The 21,833-nt window shown below is 39.6% G+C and carries 22 protein-coding genes and 1 pseudogene; 4 read left to right on the top strand and 19 right to left on the bottom strand.

The window, feature by feature from the left end; genetic code table 11:
• Positions 1-268 precede the first annotated feature (268 nt).
• Complete coding sequence (locus ACOMCU_RS09840; RefSeq protein WP_421050068.1) at positions 269-1,024, bottom strand: SDR family NAD(P)-dependent oxidoreductase; 756 nt, start codon at positions 1,022-1,024, stop codon at positions 269-271.
• Between the two features lie 8 nt (positions 1,025-1,032).
• Entirely contained in the window at positions 1,033-1,980 is a 948-nt protein-coding gene (locus ACOMCU_RS09835) for an MBL fold metallo-hydrolase (RefSeq protein ID WP_421050067.1), read from the bottom strand.
• Positions 1,981-2,367: 387 nt separating this feature from the next.
• Here ACOMCU_RS09835 and proC point away from each other — a divergent pair, with 387 nt between their 5' ends.
• Together proC and namA are read left to right on the top strand one after the other, a co-directional pair.
• A complete protein-coding gene (gene proC, locus ACOMCU_RS09830) occupies positions 2,368-3,174 on the top strand; it encodes a pyrroline-5-carboxylate reductase (RefSeq protein ID WP_010859646.1) in 807 nt (268 codons plus the stop codon).
• A 46-nt stretch (positions 3,175-3,220) separates the two neighbouring features.
• On the top strand, positions 3,221-4,231 hold the full coding sequence (gene namA / locus ACOMCU_RS09825) for an NADPH dehydrogenase NamA (RefSeq protein WP_421050066.1): 1,011 nt from the start codon (positions 3,221-3,223) through the stop codon (positions 4,229-4,231).
• A gap of 222 nt (positions 4,232-4,453) precedes the next feature.
• On the opposite strand, the gene ACOMCU_RS09820 is transcribed toward namA, so the two are convergent.
• The gene (locus ACOMCU_RS09820) at positions 4,454-4,729 is read right to left on the bottom strand and encodes a DUF1450 domain-containing protein (RefSeq protein ID WP_421050065.1); all 276 of its coding nucleotides are present in this window, start codon (positions 4,727-4,729) and stop codon (positions 4,454-4,456) included.
• Positions 4,730-5,023: 294 nt separating this feature from the next.
• Between ACOMCU_RS09820 and ACOMCU_RS09815 the strand changes: the two are divergent.
• A pseudogene (locus ACOMCU_RS09815) lies at positions 5,024-6,039 on the top strand (DUF2332 domain-containing protein).
• Between the two features lie 76 nt (positions 6,040-6,115).
• Here ACOMCU_RS09815 and ACOMCU_RS09810 read toward each other — a convergent pair.
• The 8 genes from ACOMCU_RS09810 to ACOMCU_RS09775 form a co-directional block, all read right to left on the bottom strand.
• Positions 6,116-6,682, bottom strand: coding sequence for an NADPH-dependent FMN reductase (locus ACOMCU_RS09810; protein WP_421050064.1), 567 nt, complete (start codon positions 6,680-6,682; stop codon positions 6,116-6,118).
• Between the two features lie 12 nt (positions 6,683-6,694).
• Positions 6,695-7,750 carry an LLM class flavin-dependent oxidoreductase gene (locus ACOMCU_RS09805; RefSeq protein WP_421050063.1) on the bottom strand — a complete coding sequence of 352 codons (1,056 nt, stop codon included), beginning with the start codon at positions 7,748-7,750 and terminating at the stop codon, positions 6,695-6,697.
• 14 nt (positions 7,751-7,764) lie between these two features.
• On the bottom strand, positions 7,765-8,706 hold the full coding sequence (locus ACOMCU_RS09800; RefSeq protein WP_421050062.1) for a ring-cleaving dioxygenase: 942 nt from the start codon (positions 8,704-8,706) through the stop codon (positions 7,765-7,767).
• A 53-nt stretch (positions 8,707-8,759) separates the two neighbouring features.
• Positions 8,760-9,203, bottom strand: coding sequence for a MarR family winged helix-turn-helix transcriptional regulator (locus ACOMCU_RS09795; RefSeq protein WP_421050061.1), 444 nt, complete (start codon positions 9,201-9,203; stop codon positions 8,760-8,762).
• 95 nt (positions 9,204-9,298) lie between these two features.
• On the bottom strand, positions 9,299-9,919 hold the full coding sequence (cdaS, locus tag ACOMCU_RS09790) for a sporulation-specific diadenylate cyclase CdaS (protein ID WP_421050060.1): 621 nt from the start codon (positions 9,917-9,919) through the stop codon (positions 9,299-9,301).
• A 302-nt stretch (positions 9,920-10,221) separates the two neighbouring features.
• Positions 10,222-11,601, bottom strand: a complete 1,380-nt coding sequence (locus ACOMCU_RS09785) for an MDR family MFS transporter (RefSeq protein ID WP_421050059.1) — start codon at positions 11,599-11,601, stop codon at positions 10,222-10,224.
• Between the two features lie 53 nt (positions 11,602-11,654).
• A complete protein-coding gene (locus ACOMCU_RS09780; protein WP_421050058.1) occupies positions 11,655-12,239 on the bottom strand; it encodes a TetR/AcrR family transcriptional regulator in 585 nt (194 codons plus the stop codon).
• A gap of 140 nt (positions 12,240-12,379) precedes the next feature.
• A complete protein-coding gene (locus ACOMCU_RS09775; protein ID WP_010859658.1) occupies positions 12,380-12,610 on the bottom strand; it encodes a hypothetical protein in 231 nt (76 codons plus the stop codon).
• A 274-nt stretch (positions 12,611-12,884) separates the two neighbouring features.
• On the opposite strand from ACOMCU_RS09775, the gene ACOMCU_RS09770 reads away from it, so the two are divergent.
• Complete coding sequence (locus tag ACOMCU_RS09770; protein ID WP_010859659.1) at positions 12,885-13,799, top strand: EamA family transporter; 915 nt, start codon at positions 12,885-12,887, stop codon at positions 13,797-13,799.
• A gap of 286 nt (positions 13,800-14,085) precedes the next feature.
• On the opposite strand, the gene rnz is transcribed toward ACOMCU_RS09770, so the two are convergent.
• From rnz to ACOMCU_RS09730, 8 genes are all read right to left on the bottom strand, one after another.
• On the bottom strand, positions 14,086-15,018 hold the full coding sequence (gene rnz, locus ACOMCU_RS09765) for a ribonuclease Z (RefSeq protein WP_421050057.1): 933 nt from the start codon (positions 15,016-15,018) through the stop codon (positions 14,086-14,088).
• Between the two features lie 249 nt (positions 15,019-15,267).
• Positions 15,268-16,104, bottom strand: coding sequence for a class I SAM-dependent methyltransferase (locus tag ACOMCU_RS09760; RefSeq protein ID WP_421050056.1), 837 nt, complete (start codon positions 16,102-16,104; stop codon positions 15,268-15,270).
• Positions 16,101-17,600, bottom strand: a complete 1,500-nt coding sequence (locus tag ACOMCU_RS09755; RefSeq protein ID WP_421050055.1) for a cobyric acid synthase — start codon at positions 17,598-17,600, stop codon at positions 16,101-16,103. The genes ACOMCU_RS09760 and ACOMCU_RS09755 overlap by 4 nt, the downstream gene beginning before the upstream one ends.
• A 130-nt stretch (positions 17,601-17,730) precedes the next feature.
• Positions 17,731-18,267 (bottom strand): cob(I)yrinic acid a,c-diamide adenosyltransferase, encoded by a 537-nt coding sequence (locus ACOMCU_RS09750; protein WP_421050054.1) that lies wholly within the window; start codon positions 18,265-18,267, stop codon positions 17,731-17,733.
• Between the two features lie 13 nt (positions 18,268-18,280).
• Positions 18,281-18,841, bottom strand: a complete 561-nt coding sequence (locus ACOMCU_RS09745; protein ID WP_010859665.1) for a nitroreductase family protein — start codon at positions 18,839-18,841, stop codon at positions 18,281-18,283.
• A 227-nt stretch (positions 18,842-19,068) separates the two neighbouring features.
• Positions 19,069-19,836 (bottom strand): uroporphyrinogen-III C-methyltransferase, encoded by a 768-nt coding sequence (cobA, locus tag ACOMCU_RS09740; protein ID WP_421050053.1) that lies wholly within the window; start codon positions 19,834-19,836, stop codon positions 19,069-19,071.
• Positions 19,833-20,471: a precorrin-2 dehydrogenase/sirohydrochlorin ferrochelatase family protein gene (locus tag ACOMCU_RS09735; RefSeq protein ID WP_421050052.1), complete on the bottom strand. Its 639-nt coding sequence runs from the start codon at positions 20,469-20,471 to the stop codon at positions 19,833-19,835. The genes cobA and ACOMCU_RS09735 overlap by 4 nt, the downstream gene beginning before the upstream one ends.
• Positions 20,464-21,831, bottom strand: a complete 1,368-nt coding sequence (locus ACOMCU_RS09730; protein WP_421050051.1) for a cobyrinate a,c-diamide synthase — start codon at positions 21,829-21,831, stop codon at positions 20,464-20,466. Before ACOMCU_RS09730 ends, ACOMCU_RS09735 begins: the two co-directional genes overlap by 8 nt.
• Positions 21,832-21,833: the final 2 nt, after the last annotated feature.

The following is a 21,833-nucleotide window of genomic DNA, read 5'->3' as shown; positions in this document are numbered from 1 at the left end:
TACACGAATAGTATCATGTTATAAAAATAAAAACAAGTGTATTTTTATAAAAAAATAGACTTTTGTGTTTAATCATAAAAGTCAGTCATTACATGTTTTTAGCTACTGTTGGAACAGTAAATCTTTTTACTCGAAAATACGATTAATTCCTAATCACGCTAATGTATACAATATAAAAAAATGATCTACTAACGAAAAAGAGAAGCCGTCTCAAAAATCAATTGAAACGACTCCTCTAGTAAGTAAGGCATCATCTAAGCTGTTATAGTTATTTCTTATTAAAAAATGGCTTACCTAAAAATTCAATTGTGGCCGGCGCTAAAGCATACAACTTACTCGATAATCCCATAATACGTGGTAAATTAACCTCTCGTACAGGGCGTTCAATTGTTTTTATCGTAGCTTGTGCAACTTCTTCAGGCGTGAGTAAAAATCTACCCAAAGACGCTCGATAACCACTTTCATCATTTACCTTATCTAAAAAAGGTGTATCAATAGGGCCAGGATGAATCGCAGTAACTTTGACATTATATGGTGCTAGTTCCATACGCAGGCCGTTTGTAAAACCAACAATAGCGTGCTTTGTTGCTGCGTAAACACTAGCCTTTGGTGTTGCTACCTTCCCTGCCTGTGAACCAATGAAAATAAGCTGGCCCCGCCCACATTCTATCATAGGAGCTGCTATACGTTTTGCTAAGTAAATTGGCACACTGACATTGAGTTCCACCATTTGAGTAATAGCCTCATCCGATAACGCTGGTGCAATGCCAAACTTACCAACCCCCGCGGAAAGAATAGCTACATCAAGCGTTGGTAACTGTGCACAAACTTCGTCAATTGCTGTAAGTGTTGTTAAATCAGCTTGGATAACATTAGCGCCTAATCGTTCTAGTGTTTTTAAAGCTACTGCATTGCGTCCTGTAGCATAGACCAAATGACCCTGTGCAACTAATAATTCTGTAATTTTCAATCCTACGCCACTAGTGGCACCAGTAACAAAGATTGTCTTTTTATTCATTTTCATGTATAAACCTACTTTCGTTTAAACAGATTGACACCTTCATCATTTTTCATAGATGTCACAAGGTGGTTTGCCTCTAAGTAGTCTATATGACCCAGTGTTTTAGAAAGCGTTAGACCAAGTTTATGCTGAAAAATGGCTGGATATAAACGTTGTGTCATTTGCACGACTGTTAACTGATCTTCGCCGAACAACTCTAAAACCTTCAGTGATTGCTGATGTTGGCGTTCAAGTCGCTTATCGATTAAACGTGGAATATCTTGTAAATCTGCACCATGCCCTGTATACATTGTTTTTACGGGTAATTGGCGCAGAATTGCAAGTGATGCATTATATTGCAATAACGATTTCGTGCGCCCTATTGAACGATCTAATGGTGGTTCAATTAATGGATTCGGTGTAATCTTTTCAAGCAGTAAATCACCACCAATAACATTATGTGATTTTTCATCCCAAAAAATAAAATGACTTTGCGCATGTCCTAATGTTTCAAACGCCTGTAATCCAGGATGTCCAGGTACTTCATCACCGTCATTTAAAATTTGTGTCAACGGTCGTTCCCCTACGAGCTCTAATTCACGACGTACATGGACACTAGGTTGAATATATTCACGAGGGACACCATGTTCAAACAAACACTCACTATAAAACTGTTCATGATAACGTAAAAATTCTTCGTCATGACGTAGCCATTTATCGTTATAGGCATGCCCTAAAATCTCTGCATGCGGAAACGCATCCACCCAACCTGCATGATCTGGGTGATGATGGGTTAACACAACCTGTTCAATATCTTGCAACTGAAAACCAGCTGCCCGAATGCCCCATTTCAGAGCATCATATGCTTCCATTGTTTTTGGACCAACATCAAAAATTGTTAGTGCATCCCCTTTGACAACAAATGCATTAACATCTCCTACTTCATAGGGTGTTGGTATTTCAATTTTGTGTATAGACAAAGCTGTTTCCCCCTTAAATGCTACTTATGAATACCGATTCATTCTATTTTACAAGTTTTTCTTCCTTTCGTCACCCTCCTGTTGACAGGAGGACGTATTATCAATATAATTTTGAATAATCTAATTATTTATGTGCGTTGAGGAAGCCAAGTACGTAGTTGGTGAAGGTGTTCTAGAGAGTGTTACATTTGCTGCAAGTAACATCACCCACTCCCATTACCGAACCTACTTCTGAGCAGTTATGACAACATAACCGTCCCCCTTGCGATAAAAGGGCTATGAGTTGTGCCAATTGGCAAACAAAGGTGGTACCGCGGAAACGACAGCGTTTTCGTCCTTCTATGTAAGGACGAGAGCGCTTTTTATTTTGAACTGGAGGTTTTTCATATGAAAAAAATACTATTTATTGGCGCAGGCTCAATGGCAGAAGCATTAATACAAGGCTGGATTAAGCAGAAGGTATTCATAGCGCAAGAGATATATGTCACCAATCGCTCAGATAAAGAGCGCCTACAATTCTTACACAACTCATACGGCGTGAACTATTTGATTGATAATGACATTTATATGCAGGCGGATTTAATCATTTTAGCGATGAAACCAAAGGATGCCACTGTTGCCATGCAAGAACTGAAACCAAAAATTTCCCAACACACGGCTATTCTATCTATTTTAGCTGGTATTGCCATTAACACTATAACAGAAGATTTAGGCTTGCGCCCGGTAGCACGTGTAATGCCTAATACTTCTGCAACGATTGGGATGTCAGCAAGCGGCATTGCATTTAACGATAAAGTTTCAGCTGAACATCGTACCATGTTTCTGCAATTATTAGAGGCCGTTGGATCAGTCATTGAAGTCGAAGAAGACCAGCTACATGCCGTTACTGCACTTTCTGGAAGTGGCCCAGCTTATATTTATTACCTTATGGAAGCCTTTGAACGTGTCGGTACAGAGGTGGGTCTTACAAAAGATACTGTACGACTACTGATGACGCAAACCCTTGCTGGTACTGCTGAAATGCTAAAACAATCTGTTGATGAACCTGATGTACTACGTAAAAAAGTCACAAGCCCAGGTGGTACAACGGAAGCCGGCATTAAAGCGCTTGAACAATACCAATTTAATGAAGCCATTACCGCATGCATCAAAGAAGCGGAAGCCCGATCTCGTTCACTTGCAAAAAGCAAGTAATCCATGCAAAATAGAGTTAACTACTAGGGATTAGGGGGACTTTGCATTGACTAAATTATTCGACCCATATCAATTAAAAAATATTTCTTTAAAAAATCGTATCGTCATGGCACCGATGTGTATGTACTCTGCTCAGGACGATGGATTAGTGACACCATTTCATGTTGTGCATTACGCAACACGCGCAGCTGGCCAAGTAGGATTAATCGTTGTGGAGGCTACAAGTGTAGTACCTGAAGGGCGTATTTCAAACAAAGATCTTGGTATTTGGGATGATGCTCATGTTGAAGGTTTAACACAGTTAGTGGATGGGATGAAAGCATATGGAGCAACAACAGCGATACAACTTGCACATGCAGGCCGTAAAGCATCAATTGAAGGAGAGATATTTGCACCATCTGCCATTGCGTTTAGTGATGCCTATAAAACACCAACTGAAATGACAATAGAAGATATCGAAAAAGTTATTGAAGCTTTTAAACAAGCAGCTATTCGTGCGAGTAAAGCTGGTTTTGATGCACTTGAGATTCATGGGGCACATGGCTATTTAATTAGTGAATTTTTATCTCCAGCAGCAAACAAGCGCACCGATGTATACGGTGGCTCACAGGAAAATCGCTATCGTTTATTGCGCCAAGTTATTGATGCAATTCGTAGTGTTTGGGATGGCCCACTGCTCGTTCGTGTTTCCGCTGAAGACTATGCCGAGGATGGCACAACAATGGAAGATTTTATCGTATTCAGTCGCTGGATGAAATCACAGGCTGTCGATTTAGTCGATGTCTCAACAGGTGGCGTCGTTCAAGCCAACATCCATGTGTTCCCAGGTTATCAAGTGCCACATGCTGAAATGATTAAGCAAGGTGCTGATATTCCAACAAGTGCAGTTGGTCTTATTACAACCGTTATTCAAGCAGAGGAAATTTTACAAAATAATCGTGCCGACTTGATTTTCTTAGGTCGTGTGCTATTACGTGAACCCTATTGGCCACTACATGCTGCAAAGGAATTAGGCGAAGAAGTGACACCACCCGTGCAATATAATAGAGGTTGGTAATTAAGTACCGACTTTACAGATCATTAACAAAGTAAAGAGACTGTGATTTATGAATTACATGTCACAGTCTCTTTTAATAAGAACAACCTAGGTTGACATTCACAACCAGTCTCCTAACAAACGTATTGATGAACATCCGCCAGTCATTTTCTTCGATTTTCGTAAATACACTCTAGTACCTTTCTATCATCCATCGTCATCACTACCCGCTATAATGTGCTCTCAAAGAGGATTTAGCTTAATTTCCTCATCTATTGCTTGCACTAATGTCTCAGCATCATCCGCCGTAATCACTTCTCCATTGACAATAGCGAATATACCTTGCTCGCAAACTTCACAGTGCGATGTACAGCCTGATTCTTCAATTTCAATATCTGGTCGCTCCATTAATACATCATAGGCATCTGCTGCACCAAGTGATAAGTTCGTTATGCAAAACTCCACTCTATTTTTCAATTGTTGTGGCTCTTTATTTTTCTTAAAAAAAGAAAACACCATATCATTTACACTCCCTTTGACGTTTGCTTCCACACGATTAAATAAATTGTGCAAATAAATTATATCAATAAAGACGAATATTATTAAAGAAATTATAGTAATTGTTCATATCACATTGGTATTCCACTACAGGCAGACGCTTTCCGCAGGCAAGCACCGATCCACTTGCTTCGTTACGCTCAGTCCAGGCTCACAGTTCGCTTGCTTTTCCCGCTGAAGCCGCCGCCTTACGCTCCTACCAAAAATGTTCGCCATTCTCTCAGTATTCATTATTCATTTTAATTCGAAATTTTAATGCAAGCTCCTAAATTTACTAAATTGTTTAACAATAATACACTTAAGACTAGAGAGTTCATTTTAAAACAAAGGGGAGAAACTATGATGCTAGCTAAACTAAGCCAACAGTTCCGTACTTTCGCAAAAAATGAATGTGAAAACTCAAGTCCACTTTACGAGCATTTGGCCTATACAATTGCAGATGACGAAGAAATATTGACAATTGCACGTTATGTACCTCAAGGGCAACCTGTCCCTAATTTATTGTTGGCAGCTGTACACCAAAGTTCGTACTTTCTCACTTAGATGAATTGAAGGTTATCATGCAGGCAAAGCTTGTGCAAACAAATGAAATTCGTCGCTGCGCGTACCTTTATCCGACGATGACAGAAATTTATGCAAAACATCAAAAGCCGCGCGCTTTTCTAGAAATTGGCGCAAGTGCGGGCTTGCAGCTGGGCATGGATCAATATAACTATACCTATAATCGAAAATTATCTGTAATAAATTCAGCAAGTGACCTAGTATTGACCTCGGATAATCAAGGTGAAGAATTACCACATTCCATTAGTAATTCAATTATTGTTGGTCAGCGTATCGGCATTGATTTAAATCCAATTGATGTCCATAATGAGGCAGAACTTCGTTGGCTACAGGCGTTAATTTGGCCTGAACATCATGAACGACGTTCCATGTTAAATAAAGCAATCCCTATTTTAAAAGGATTTGATATACAACTTTTAAGAGGCGATGCCATTAACATCTTAAAAGAGATTAGTAGTACTATTGATCAACAAGCCATTTTGGTTGTCTACCATACACATGTTGCAAATCAAATACCTAGTGCGTTACGACTTGAATTGATAGAATGCTTACAAGAAATAAGCAAGCAAAGACCACTTTATCATTGTTATAATAATTTGTTTGATTACCAACTGCATCAAGACTTTATTCATCAAACAGAAATAACAACAGTTCGCACAATGGATCAACCGGACGGTCATGCACGGTGGTTTACGTGGGCAAACAATTAATATAAAACAACGCTGCAAGAGGAAAATCCTCATGCAGCGTCTATTGAATTAAAATCTATTAGAAATACTTTCACCTCTAAAAGCCATACTCCGCATCTTTTTTTGCACGAATTTCTGCGAAAGCATCGGCTACCATAACTGTATCCTCAGCCAAACGCTCTAAGCGGAAAAGAACGTCATCATTGAAAATTTCTTTACGTAAGAAATCCTTTTCTTCTATAAAAACATAGGTCGGTACAATATGTGCTTTCATATAAGCAAGAATCGGTTTTAATTGCTGTTCCACCATTAAATAATGCTTAGATGTGCCCGCAGTAACGACTGTACTCACAGTTTTATCTCGGAAGGCATCTACAGGTAGTAAGTCAAAAATATTTTTTAAAGTTGCAGGAATTGATGCTTGAAATGTTGGTGTGCCAATAATTAGTGCATCAGTAGCCATAATTGTTTCTGCTACATATTTTGTGTCGCCCTCGTATTCAAAATAGTTTCGACCATCGCTAAATTCCATATTGTAGTCAGCGAGATCAAGTAACGTTACTTCATGCTCGGGGTATTTTTGGTGAAGCATTTCAACGACTTTTGACATCGCTGTTTTTGTTTTAGAGCCGACAATTGAACCGGCTAGTGCTACGATTTTCATGTAGTGATCTCCTTAATTTGCTGTATATTTTTTAATCGCTGGTAATATATCATTGCCAATGATTTCGATGTTTTTCATAATTTTATCGTATGGTACACCACCAAAATCTATTTGTGCCATAAAACGTTGCATACCATAAAGCTCATATTGAAAGAGTATCTTTTCGATAATTTCTTCCTTACTACCGACCATCAGTGCATCTCGTGTATCGGTAGCTTGAGCAAATTGCTGCTTTGGATAGCCACCGCCACGAATTGCCTGGAAGCCACCATTAATATGTGGGTACATACCTTGTAATGCTTCTTTTGTTGTGTCAGCTACATAAAATAAGCTTGTTGTAGCAATTGGTAATTCTTGTGCATCAAAACCACTTCGTTCTGCCGCCTCACGATAGGCATCAACAGATGGTTTAAAGTTCACGGCTGGCCCTCCTAATGTTGTTAACATCATCGGGATACCCATATATCCTGCTTTAATGGCACTGGCAGGTGGTCCCCCCACCGCACGCCAAATTGGAAGAGAGCCATCTTTCGGTTGTGGCAAAATTTGAGCATTGTGAAGAGGTGCACGGTATTGCCCTTCCCAAGTGATAAGCTCTTCGTCATTAATCTTTTTTAGTAGTTCCAACTTTTCCTCAAAAATTTCTTCATAATCCTGAAGTTCGACGCCAAGTAAGTGATAGGCACCGACGCGAGAACCTCGCCCAGCAACAATTTCCGCACGTCCATCTGAAATTAAATCAATCGTCGCAAAATCCTCATATACCCGTACAGGGTCAGATACACTCAGCACCGTTGCAGAGCTTGCTATTTTAATTTTTTTCGTTGCTTGTGCAATCGCTCCTAAAACGACCGTATGTGCCTGTGTTGTAAAATACGATTGGTGACTTTCACCAACTCCAAATACATCAATGCCTGCCTGCTCTGCTAATTGACTTGCTTCGATTAGCTCTTGAAGACGTTGCTGTGCAGAAATTCGTTCACCTGTTAATGGATTTGGAATATGGTCCCCTAACGAATAAAGTCCAAATTCAATCCCTTTTGATTGGTCTATACGATATTTTTCCATTATTGTTCTCTCCTTTAATCTAATGGTTCTAAAATTGCTTCAATTTCAGCTCGTTTTTCCTCTAAAAATGGAGGCAAATCAAGCTCTTTGCCAAGATCTTCTACAGGAGAATCCACGGTAAACCCTGGACCGTCTGTTGCCATTTCAAATAGAATGTTATTACGATCTCTAAAATAAAGACTTTGGAAATAATAGCGGTCTACAACGCCTGTGCTTTCTAAACCGCGCGCTTTAATTAAGGCATCCCATTCTTGAAGTTCTTCCACTGTTGCTACACGTAAAGCTAGGTGGTGAATACTTCCTCGACCAGGTTTTTCACTTGGTCCCTCCAGTTCTTTAACGACAATCTCGCCAAGTGTTTCCCCTGCAATAGATTGAAGGCGAGCTTCTTTTTCATTTTCAGTGACAACTGTATAATGAAATAGTTCTTGTAGTAAAGTCACTGTACGACTTAAATAACGTACTGTCATTTCTACTGTACCCATACCTAAAATGCGATGCTCCACAGGGATATCTGAACTTTCCCATGCTTGCCAATCGGTAGGTGTCTCTTGATTGTGGTGATTTAATAGCACCATTCGCAAGCCTTCATGATCCTCAAAAAACAAGGCATCTTTACCCGCATATATCGTAATCTCACTATGTTGCACCTCTAGGAGCTCAAAACGATTTTTCCAAAAAACTAAACTTTCATAGTTTGGTACTAATAAGCCAATGCGTGTAATCGCATTTGTCCCACGTACTGTACGGCCAGCAACAGGCATTTCGAAAAAGGATAATTCAGTTCCAGCAGCGCCTGTTAAATCTCCATAAAATAAGTGGTACATAGACGGTGAATCCTGATTGACAGTTTTTTTCACACGACGTAAGCCAAGGACTTTTGTATAAAAACCGTTATTTTGTTTTCCATTTTTTGTTAACATTGAAATATGATGATGTCCACTTAATTTTTGCATAAGTGCTTCCTCCTTATTTTCACTTGACTAAGCAAGTGATGGTGTAAAAAAAATCACACGAGTGGTAATTTCTTTTCTCGGCTATGCTTTTCTATCTTTGACATGAGTGTATATAATGATTTCAGCTCTTCTTCTGTTAATACATCTTCAAAAAATGAGGATTGAAAGTGAAGCTGACTTGGTGTCGCTGCATCAATCATCTGCTCACCCTTTAACGTTAACGAAATTGTTTTTGTCTTCCAATTTTGCTTACGCTCAATCAGACCGTCCTTTTCAAGTCGAGCAAGCATCCGAGATATGCCACCTTGCGTAACCGTAACTTTCTCTGCTAACGCTGATTGCGTTAACGGTGCATATGTTTTGATTTGAATTAATACATCAAATTGTGCGGTTGTTAAATCAAAGCGCTTTAAAAAGTCATTGGATAGCTGATTACTTTGATTTGTAAAGCGCATCATACGCAACCATGTAAGTGAGCCCAGTGTATGTTTTCGCATCACTTTTGTCCTCCCTGCTTTGTATTGTACTCTCACTTTACCACGCAAGTGATAAACAAGCAAGGGAAATATCTCGAATTAGAGATATTTTTAATTTAAAGAATTCCATGCGTTGTAATTGGATGCAAATTTCCATTAAAAGCAAATGAAATTCTTCCTGTTTCCTCAGACACGACCATAATAAGTGCATCACTTCGTTCACTTAAACCGATTGCAGCTCGATGTCTTGTGCCTAGTTTCTTTTCGCCAGTATAAATATCTGAAAGTGGAAGAACATTTGCTGCTGACACAATTTTATTGTGGCTCACTAATACAGCTCCATCATGTAGTGGATTTCCTGGGAAAAAAATAGATTCCAATAATGAATGCGTTAAGTCTGCGCCGATATGGATACCAGGTTTTAAGAAAGATTCAAGTGCATCTTCTCTTTGAATCACAATGAGCCCACCATGTCTTCTCTTAGACATATTTTGTACGCAATTTGATAGCTCTGGGTATTTTTCAGTAAACGGAGACAAATAACAATTTAAATAGAATGTCGCAGCCTGCATTTCAATCGTAATAAATTTCTCTTTGATTTTTTCAAAATCTCCAAGCAGACAATTTGATTCTGTATCCATTAATTCTATACTGTGCTGTATGGACATGATGACTTGACTAAGTTCTTCTTTTACCGTTTGTTTCATTGGTGAAAAATCACAATTTGATTGATTCACAAAAAACACGCCTCTTTTCTAATATAATGATGGATCACCTCTTGTTATATTTAGTCTCTCTATCTGGATTTTTTTTATTCGCTTTGGAGGCATTTCGCCAATCCCTTCCTTTATTTTCAAAATAATAAGGCGACTACCTGTTCATATGTGAACAAGAAGTCGCCTATTTTTGGGTCAATAAGATATAAATTGTGCACTAATTTCAGCTATTAAACCATAGCCTGGCGCAAAATAACTGCCAAAGGATTTTTCTACAACATTTTATTTGACACGATCCATTTCATAATTAAATGCTTGAACGATTATTCTTGGACTATAAAGAATGACAATACTAGCCCACAAATACTTAGTAAAGTGGCTGTAATAAAGGCAATCTGGATTCCTTGTAACATCGCTACCTCTAGTACATCCTGCTCTCTAAATGTTATGACGGTACTCATTACAGTAACAAGCAAAGCCGTTACAATGGCTCCCCCTACCATACTTAATGTGCTATTCATGGCAGTTCCATGAGCCATTAAATTAGTAGGTAGAGCATTTATACCAGCAGTAGTAAGTGGCATCATAATCATCGCAATGCCTAAAGAAATAAATGTAAATAGCAGTGCCAACAACCATAGGGCTGTATTCATAGTTACTGTTACTAACATGCTTGTAGCAAGCACAATAAGAGAAAACCCGACAATCGCCAATTCCTTTCCACCAATTTTATCGAAAATTTTACCCGTCACAGGAGACATAAAGCCCATTACTAGAGCTCCCGTAAATAGAACTAGCCCCGTTTCAAGTGCAGAAAGACCGCGTACATTTTGAATGTAAAATGTTAATAATATTTGCGTGCCAATCATTAACGCATATACTAAACTGGATAAAATTGTGCTAATTGTAAAGGTCTTCGATTGAAAAACACGAAACTCAAGCATAGGATTTGCTAACGCAAGCTGTCTTTTAATAAATACATAAAGAGCTATACCTCCAACCCCTAATGGAACAAACACTTGTGCATCAGTAAAACCAACTGTCCCAGCTAAACTAAAGCCATATAGTAACCCTCCCCATCCTAGAGAAGATAACGCGATAGAAAGACTATCTAGCTGACCATTTTTTTGAGGTGTTACATTCCTCATAAATAAAACAACAAGTAACAACACAGCTATTGACGCAGGAAATACCATATAAAATAAATGCCGCCACGTAAAATGCTCAATAACCCAGCCCGCTAAAGTTGGACCCACTGCTGGAGCAAATCCAGTAACGAGCCCCGCAAGCCCCATCACCGAACCTCGTTGCTCTTTTGGGTACATGAACAATAAAACTGTCTGCATTAAAGGCATAATAATCCCAGCCCCTGCAGCCTGTATCACTCGCGCTACAAGTAATACGGTAAAGGATGGTGCAAATGCGCCTAATATCGTACCTATGCTAAATAAGCTAAGTGCAGACATTAATAATAGACGGTTTGAGAAACGCCCGATTAAAAAAGCAGTAATTGGTATTAGGATCCCATTTGTCAATAAATAGACGGTTGTTAACCACTGCGCTAGATTCGCATCAATGTGAAAATCATGCATGATTGGTGGCATCGCAATTAATAATAAGGTCTGGTTTAAAATTGAAACAAACGCAGCCGCTAGTAAAATAGCGCCGACTAAAATTTTCTTACTTGCCGTTATGTTTTTCATCTTTTCCTCCCTTAGTTAGTTAGTGATAACTAACATTTTTTTAAAAAATAAAACTATGCTTGCACTCCCTTCATAAAAACTTCTACTGTATCTTGAACAAAATTTTCTTGCTGATCTTTTAGAAAATGGTTCTCCCAAATCGCATTCGACACGAAAAAGCCAAACAATCCCGTTAAAAAAACAATCGCTTGCCCTTTTGTATCGATTTCCTTCTTCATGTGCCCCAATTCGATTGATTTTTGAAAATAGCTGGCCAGTAAATTTTGTAGTTGACGTGTATTATTATCAGAAATTATATCTATTAACTCTGGTAATATGCTTCGATCTTGAATGGCAATAAGAAAAATAGGTTTATTTTTCTCCATAAACGTTAAATAGCTGTGAGCAATTTGCTGCAAATCATTTTTTAAATGGCCAGTCAATTCATGTAAAAAGAAATGTTCGAAGTACGGAATGTAAGAATACGTTTGAATAAGTGAATGTAATATCCCCATCTTTGTATCAAAATGACGAAAAACAGTCATCTCACTGACACCTGCTGTTAAGGCAATTTCTTTCACAGAAACATTGTTGTAACCACGTTCGGTCATCAATGCAAGTGCTGACGCTAAAATTTTGTCTGCGGTATTTTTTCTCAAAGTATGACCTCCTAAATGTTAGTTATGACTAACAAAAATATAGATGACTTCTTTCATGCTGTCAATCATTCGTTATTAGGCTAATAAAAAAACACACGCCATTCGGATCTACCATGACGTGTGTTGAATACATTTGGATGTTACATATGGCCGGCACGAATTTTCTTGACAATACTATATGTAGTAAAAGCAGCTGCTGGTGCAAGGACTACAATGAAGATTAGCCATACTTTCAAGCTTTCTGTTGACTTCAGTATTTCATAGTTTGTCGTAACATAAATAATAAGTCCGCCTAATAATAAATAGCTCAGCACGTTTGGAAAAATAACAAGTAAACGTAATACAGCTGGTGGCATTTTTTGTTGATCCATACAACCACACCCCTTTTACTTAATTATACGTAAATCATCTATTAAACGCACTATATTTCTCATAGAGTGCCGACCAACTATCTCCTACTTCCACTTGTCTACATAAATATAGTAGTTGACACCTTTGTAACTTTTGTTTACAATTTTCATAATTTGATACGCAAACTCACACTAACTTGTGAGTGGCGAAATTTTGTAGAGTATTAACTCTGTTTCATTCGCCCGTCGTCTACTAATAGACGGCGGGGTTTTTTATTTTTTTGGAGGGTTTTTTTTGAATAAATTAAAGTTTTCATTAATCGTTTTATTAGGTGCCTGTAGCTATGGGATTCTTTCTTCCATCCTTAAAATTGGTTTTTTAAATGGATTTTCTTTTCCTGCACTTTTAGGTGGACAATATGTATTTGGCTGGTTTGGATTATTATTACTCGTTATGTTCTTCTCTCGCTATAAAGTAACCCTAAAAAATGTATTCTCTTTATTGGCTGTTGGGATGACAATGAGTTTAACCAGTATTTTTTATGGGCTTTCTGTAAAAGAATTACCTGCATCTATTGCTATTGTTCTATTATTTCAATTCACTTGGATGGGCGTGCTTATTGAAGCAATTGCTAACAAAACTTTTCCAAGTCGAGAAAAGTTATTATCCATCCTCATCTTATTTATAGGAACGATATTTGCTGGAGGTATATTTGATGGAATAGGACAAGAATTATCTATAAAAGGAATCACCTTTGGGTTATTAGCAGCTATAACTTTTTCCTTATATATATTTGCAAGTGGACGTGTTTCTACTGATGTTCCAATCTACTCAAAAAGCTTTCTTATGACAACGAGTGCTACACTCTTCGTTTGCTTAATATTTCCACCGACATATTTGATTGATGGTACATTGCAGGCCGGATTATGGAAATATGCTTTAATCCTTGGCTTCTTTGGTGTAGTTGTACCAGTCATTTGTTTTTCCATCGGTGTACCAAAGGTAGGGACAGGTCTTGGAACAATTTTAGGAGCTGTCGAACTCCCAACAGCAGTTATCGCTTCTATTACACTTGTTCATGAAGTGGTATCCCCTTTACAGTGGATTGGAATTGTTTGTATTTTATTCGGAATTTTCATACCTCAAATTCTAAAAGTACGAAAAGAGAAAAAACAAAGCCGTTTTCCTGAAGAAACAATTGAGTTTTAAGTAGAATTTTTGGTGAGCGCTAACCATAATAAAGCAACACGTCAAAAAAAATTTAAATGCAGAAATCGGATTTCAATTAAATCGCTTAAATGTTGAGTCTAACTCTTTAGCATACAACTAATGGTTGACTACAAATTATAAACTGACAATCAACTGTAAGGTAAGTTCCATTCCAAATAAAATAGGTATAGATACGGTAAAATCCCGAACCTATACCTATAAAAAAGTGTTTTTCACTCACTCGACTTATAAAAGAGATACTACAATTTTAGCAAAATAAAATATATTAAAGTAACTCATCATTACTCCAAGTGAACACCATCTGATCGGAGGTTAGGACAGTTTGCGGAAAAATTTCTTGGGCTTGTGCTAGGAAAATTGGTAAATCATGCGGCAAAAATCGTGCACTCAAATGGTTGAGTAGTAAAAATTTCACTTTTGCTCGACTAGCAACCATAGCTGCCTCCACATTTGTAGAATGTCCATAGTTTGCAGCCAATCCCACTGTATCTCCATCAAAGGTCGCTTCGTGAATCACAATATCTGCATGCTCCGCCAACAATACCGCTTCTTCACAGTACTTTGTATCACCTAAAATAGTAAGTGTGAAGCCTTTTTTCGGAGGTGCTACAACATCAGTTGCTTTAATCATTGTGCCATTTTCAAGCTCAATATCGTGCCCCCTCTTTAACTGTCCGAGCAGTGGACCCTTTGGAACGCCTAAAGCTTGGACTTTCTCCATAAGCAATTCTCCCGGTAATTCCTTTTGTTCTATGCGGTAACCAAAACATGGAACTACATGACGTAATTCACCGGCTCGTACAGTAAAGTGTGCGTCCTCGTAAATGACACCTTCCTGTACTTCTACAAATTGTAGTGGATACGTTAAATGTGTTTTTGACAATGCAAATGTCTGCTCCACCCATTGCTGTAACCCTGCTGGTCCAAAAATCGTTAATGGCTCATCTCCTCCTTGAAAGGAGCGAGAACTTAGAAATCCTGGTAGGCCAAAAATATGATCGCCATGTAAATGGGTGATGAAAATTTTCGTAACTTTACGTGGCTTTAAGGATGAATGCAATATTTGATGCTGTGTCGCTTCTCCACAATCAAAAAGCCACATCTCACCAATTTCATCTAGAAGCTTGACCATTAGAGCACTCGTATTGCGCTCTTTCGAAGGCATGCCTGCGCCTGTCCCTAAAAAATGTAGTTGCACATATGCCACCTCAATTCTTTTTCTGTCGTTCTATTGTACCTTATTGCTGAAAATAAGAAAAACCTTTGGTGACAAGCTTCCCAAAGGTTTTTCCTTTATCTCGCATTAACAGTCAGTAAGACGCCCACCTCAAGTTGATAGATGAGAACGAGTCAACTAGGTGGGCGATCAACTAACCGTAAAAGCCCGATTGGTTGAACTAACAATCCGTGGGGGATGAAGATAACCCCCATGGATTGAAGTTTCACTTTATTTTGGCTCCCAAGATACAAGTGCAGCATGGAAGTCATGACGGTAGTAATAACAACCATCCTTTTCTTCTATAAACGGTGCGAGAGAATCCTCGATATGTGCTCTTTTAACATCAGTATTCAATATTTTTTTACTCTGTGTTGTAACAAGTTGCTCATACGTATCATATTCATATACGCGTTTCAGCGGTATTATTTTGCATTCTGCATAAATATCCATTTCATATAACAAATTCAAAAACTCAATATAATCTCTTCGTGGGAACTTGATATCATAGCCATATTTGGTATGTAATAGTTCGTAATGCGGTTGAATCGGACCTGTCGTCATCCCGATAATTGCACGCTTTTTAGCAAGACGATTCATATGTTTTAATGCCGCTTTGATTTCATACATGCGGTAAAAACAATTCACACCGATTACAATATCATGTGTTTGAATGTCATTTTCACCAAGCTCTTCCCATTTTGCATGGACATAAGAAACATGTTCCTCATGTTGTAAGCAACTTTGTAAGTACGTGAGAATACTTGCTGAACTGTCAACACAGGTAAGCTCTCGAACATAATCAGCAAGTGGAAACGTATAATTACCCCAACCAGGTCCGATTTCAAGGACTGAGTGTTCTGGCTGAATACTTCCCTTAATTTCTGCAAAGATCTGTGCCGCATAGGGGTCTGTTTGTCCAGTGTTTTTGCGTGCTATCGATTGCGACCAAAACTGTTCTTCTAAATGATCATTCACCATTCGCTCAGGCATTTGCCCTTGCCAATCCTTCATACCCTCTTGCCATAATGCCTCATAATTAATGGCTAACGGCCCTTTTCGTGTCATACGCTTACCTCTATATTCAACATGTCATATATTTTTTCCATATCTAAATTGGCCCGTACATGGGTAGCAAGCATGTTATAAGCATCTTCTCTACGCTCTGCATCGCTTTTCACATCACTAGGTAGCGCAGCAAGGCCTTTTTCCACACGTATGTCGTTGACTAGCTGTCGAGTAAAGGTACGATTATGGAACAAACCGTGGAAATATGTGCCGATAACTTGCTCATCCGCACTCACTGCTCCGTCCACACGACCATCTACTAACTGCAAAAATGGTGATACCTCATCACGCAAAATTTTTGTGCGCCCAAGGTGTATTTCATAGCCTGTGAATGTATCATTACCGCGTGTACCAGTCATTTGTACAGTCTTTTTATCCCCTACAAAAACGGTTTCCATAGGCAGTAGTCCTAAGCCTTGTGCGGGATCACCATTCCCTTCTACAGTGTCAGGGTCAAGTAGCGTTTCACCAAGCATTTGGAAGCCACCGCAAATACCAATAATTTTGGTACCACGTGCACGTAAGTTGGCAATAGCTCGATCAAAACCTTGTGCCTTTAACCATGCTAAATCATCCATCGTGCTTTTTGTACCTGGGAGTATTAGTAAATCAGGAGTACCAAGCTCTGCAACATTGCCAATTAATCGCACACCCACTTCTGGTTCATCAAAAAAGGGATCTACATCTGTAAAATTCGAAATTCGCGGCAAACGGATCATGGCAATATCCACCAAAAATTCTCCTGGCTTTGGCTTTTTGAAGCGTAATGACGATAATGCAAGTGAGTCCTCTGCCTCAATATTGACATCTACATATGGCACGACACCTAACACAGGTATGCCTGTCTCACGTTCCACCCATTCAATACCATCATCGAGTAACTCACGCAACCCTCTGAATTTATTAATAATTAGCCCTTTCACGCGCGCACGTTCGGCATCATCGAGCAATGCTAATGTCCCGATAATTGACGCAAACACACCACCACGATCAATATCTGCAACTAAAACAACTGCAGCATCAGCTAAGTGAGCCATACGCATATTCGCGATATCGCGATCCTTTAAATTGATTTCTGCTGGGCTACCTGCACCTTCAAGCACAATCACATCATATGTATTTTGTAATGTTCGTACAGATTTTTCAACGATGGGCATCGCCTCCTGCACAAATTTATTGCGGTAACTTTTCGCGTCCATGTTCAAAAAATGCTTGCCATGTACAATGACCTCAGACACCATATCCTGCTTTGGTTTTAATAAAATAGGATTCATGTCAGTTGTAGCAATAACACGCGCAGCTTCTGCTTGTACACCTTGCGCACGGCCGATTTCACCACCATCCACCGTCACAAATGAATTAAGCGCCATATTTTGAGACTTAAAGGGTACTACCTTTAGCCCCGCATCAGAAAAAATACGGCATAAGGCTGTGCAAATCATGCTTTTTCCGACATCAGAAGCTGTTCCTTGAATCATAATTGATTTTGCTGGCACACTCTTTCCTCCCATCACTTTTACAGAAAGTTTATTTATTCAGGCAGTATCTCAACACCGTCTGAATAAAACATAAACCTCCTATTTCTCGTAACACCTCTAGATGTGACAAACCGCTCTGGACATCTAATTAGAATTCAAGTCCCTTAACTGCTGGGATACCCTCGTCATAATAATGCTTTGTCGCATCAATTGTTGATACTAAATCCGCCATTGCAATAAGCGCTGGATTTGCACTACGCCCCGTTATTACAAGGTGCATCGTTGTAGGTCGCTGTTTAATCGCTTCGATGACTTCAGCTAATGGCAGCACATCATCAATCGGAAACTTGGTAATAGCCAACGCATTGTTTAACTCATCTAGTACAAGTAAATCAATGCTGTCGTCTTGCAAAGCAGCCTTTGTTTTTTTCCAAGCTTTTGCAAGAGCCGCGCGATGCTCCTCTGGCGTTTTTGTCCAAGTAAAGCCTATGCCCATTTGTTCCATTTCCACGCCAAGCTTTCGAAGGGCGATTTGCTCGCCATACGTGCGCTCTGGTGATTTAATGAATTGCATAAATCTCACGTTTAAACCACGACCAACTGCACGTAACGTCACACCAAGTGAAGCTGTCGTTTTGCCCTTGCCCTCACCTGTGTATACTAAAAACAAGCCTTTTCTAGCCATGCTTCATGCCCCCTTAAAGCCACGTTGTTTTTTCTTCAAATGGCGTACGCTTTTTGTCTTTTAGCTCCTGCTCTTCCGGATAGCCAATGAATATTGTCCCTACTACCTTTTGACTGTCACTCGCACCGATAAATGTATGCATACGTGCATCATGGACAAGTCCAACGCCTCGTGTACGCCATACAAATCCTAGTCCTTGTTCTTCAGCTGCTAACCACATGGACATAATGGCACTGCAAACTGCAAAGACATTGTCTTGTGTTGCATCTGCATCACCTTCTACAATATCTGCTGTCACAACAATTGCAACAGGCGTTGTTTGTACTACTTTTAATGAGCTTTCTACTAGGTTTGGCTTTGTTGGAAAACGTTCCTGTAAATAAGTATTAGCCATTTCTTCATAGCGCTTCATGGCTTCATCTTGTATCACAAAAAAATGCCAAGGCTCACGCATACGGTCATTAGGTGCAAAAGTAGCTGCTTGCAAAATTTGTTCGATTTTCTCTTGTTCAACAGGCTGTGGTGTATAATTTCGAATTGCTCGTCGATTTCTTAACGCTTCGATGACTGTCATGATTGTTCCCCCTTATTTCCGCTACACTCCGGTGCCTATCTCTGTCGCTTTGTTATCGCCATAAATCAATGATCTTTGCCGGAGGGTTTTCTTTAAGTCAGTGGCTTAAACAACAACTTACTTACTTACTTACTTACTTACTTACTTACTTACTTACTTACTTACTTACTTACTTACTTAACTTCCGTTCATAGCACCCTATGTTGAGGTAGGTGACTTTGACTGAATCATGTTAAAGAGAGACCTTGCTCTTCGAACCACTGAATGTTGTCGCGGACATTGACAACATCCCCTACAACAATCATGGAAGGATTATGATAGCCCTCACGTTCAATAATGTCAGCAATTTCATCTAGTTGCCCTGTGATTGTGCGCTGTTTGTCGGTCGTTCCCCACTCAATAACAGCTACTGGCGTAGTTGCTTTACGTCCATTGTCGATTAATTTTCTCGAGATGTAGGCAATATTACCAACGCTCATATAAAATGCTACTGTATCTATTCCTGTTGCCAGTGCTGGCCAATTTAAAAAGTCTTGGCCTTTTTCTTCACGACCATGTCCTGTTACAAGCGCAAAGCTTGTGGCAAAATCTCGGTGCGTTACAGGTATTCCTGCATAAGCTGGTGCTGCAATTCCTGCCGTAATACCTGGCACTACTTCATAAGCAATGCCATGATTTTTTAATATTTCGGCTTCCTCTGCTCCGCGACCAAAGACGAATGGATCGCCACCTTTTAAGCGGGTTACGATTTTGCCTTCTTGTGCCCTTCGGACAAGGAGCTCATTGATTTCATCTTGAATAAGATGGTGCTTACCAGGCAATTTACCGCAGTATACTAGTTCAGCATCCGGCTTTGCAGATTCTAACAATTTTGGGTTTACAAGACGATCATATGCAATGACATCAGCCTTTTGAATGCATTCAAGCCCATACACCGTGATGAGCTTTGGATCTCCAGGACCAGCTCCTACTAAATACACTATTCCGTCCTTCATGGCGATTCTCCCGTCAATAATTGTTGTAAATAAGCTTCACGTCTATCAATCTCTCCACTACGAGTCCACTCTAGTAAGTTTGGCTCAAGTAATGCTTGCAGCACTGCCCGTCGTTTATCGCCCTTTTCAAACTTAGCAACAACCATTAATCGTGCCTGCTGTAAAAAGCATACGTAGTCTTCATAGACTGCATCAAATTGCTCGGCTAAATCTTCCTTTATTTTACGAGCTAAAGAGGGACTTGCACCTGATGTTGAAACTGTTAATACAAGAGGGCCACGGCGTATAGTAGCTGGTGTAATAAAATTACTTTCGCCTTGTGCATCTGCTCGATTTAATAGTTGCCAATGTTGAGCCGCTTCCTGTACGGCTTCATTCACGGTAGTATCATTTGTTGCCGCAATGATGAGCGATGCATCATCTAAATCACGCGGTTCAAATACCTTGTCACGCCATGTGATTTGACCAGATTCTGCTAGAGGCAGTAATGTTTCGTGCAATGTTGGGCTTACAACTACTACATTGGCTTTAGCCGGTAACAAAGACGCCACCTTCTGCGTTGCAACATGTCCTCCTCCAACAATTACTACCGTTTTATATTCGATATTTATATGAATTGGAAAGTAATTAGTCAAAATTTTTCACCTTCTTACAAGCTGCCAACCAGTTTTCGACAAGCTTTGGATTGGATACAAAATGAAAATGCGTATAGCCAGCGACTAAATTGCTTGCCTGATAACCCTCTTGTTTTGTGCCAAAGCGCCCTTTTGTTTCATAGGCAGGCGTTTCATGTGTACCGCTATATTGTGAATAATGGAATTCATGTCCCTTTGCTTCTTCCTCTTCACCGATTAAAAAGTTTGCTTTCTTGCCGGTAATTTCACGATAGCCAAGCGCCGCAAGCTTTGTTTGCATTGCTACCTCACCTGGAATAATACCAAGCATGTCATAGCGTTCGCCATTACTATTCGTAATGGCTTGTGTCAAATACATGAAACCGCCGCATTCAGCTAAAGTTGGTAAACCCTTGTTAATGGCCTCACAAATTGACTGTTTTGCTATGGTATTGCCTGCGAGTGTATCGGCAAATTCCTCTGGAAAGCCCCCACCAATATATAGACCGTCAGCCTCAACTGGTACAGGCTCATTGGCTAAAGGTGAGAAAAATTTTAGCGTAGCCCCTTTTGCGCGCAGGAGGGTCAGATTTTCTTCGTAATAAAAGTTGAATGCAGCATCCTTTGCCACGGCAATATGAATATGTTGATCTTCGTGCTGTTCAAATAAATCACCTGTTTCTTCTAGAACAGGTGCCTTTGTTAATTCAAGCAATATCTCTAAATCGATCGTTTCGGCCATTAAAGCGCCTAGCTTATCAAAAAACGAAGCAAGCTCACCACGCTCTATAGCAGGAATTAACCCTAAATGTCGACTTGGAATATCAATGCCTGCTTCGCGTTTTAAATAACCAATGACAGGAATACCACATTCCTGCTCAATCGCCGCTTTGGCAATTTCGTAGTGACCGACACTTCCGACTTGGTTCGCGATGACGCCCACAATATTCGGTTTATCAGATAGCATTTGGAAGCCCTTTACAACTGCTGCCACACTTCGAGCCATACTTGCGCAATTGACGATTAAAATAACCGGACTTTCGGTAATGACACTTACATCTGCGGCTGATCCTGCATCAGATAATGGGCTTTTACCATCATAGAAACCCATAACACCCTCAATAATCGAAACATCTGCATCCATACTGGCACGTGCCACAATATCACGCACGGCATCATGCGAAAACATCCAACTATCGATATTACGCGACACACGTCCAGTCACCGCTGTATGATAGCTAGGGTCTATATAATCGGGACCACATTTAAAGCCCTGTACGATTTTCCCCTTTTCCTGTAATGCCTTCATTAGACCAATTGTAAACGTCGTTTTACCAACACCACTACCAGTTCCAGCAAGTACAAAGCGATTCGTTTGCATAG

Origin of the sequence: Lysinibacillus sp. UGB7 (assembly GCF_049058285.1) — a bacterium.
GTDB classification, from domain to species: domain Bacteria; phylum Bacillota; class Bacilli; order Bacillales_A; family Planococcaceae; genus Lysinibacillus; species Lysinibacillus sphaericus_B.
The sequence above is the reverse complement of the archived record's forward strand: the minus strand, read 5'-3'. Positions and strand labels throughout refer to the sequence as shown.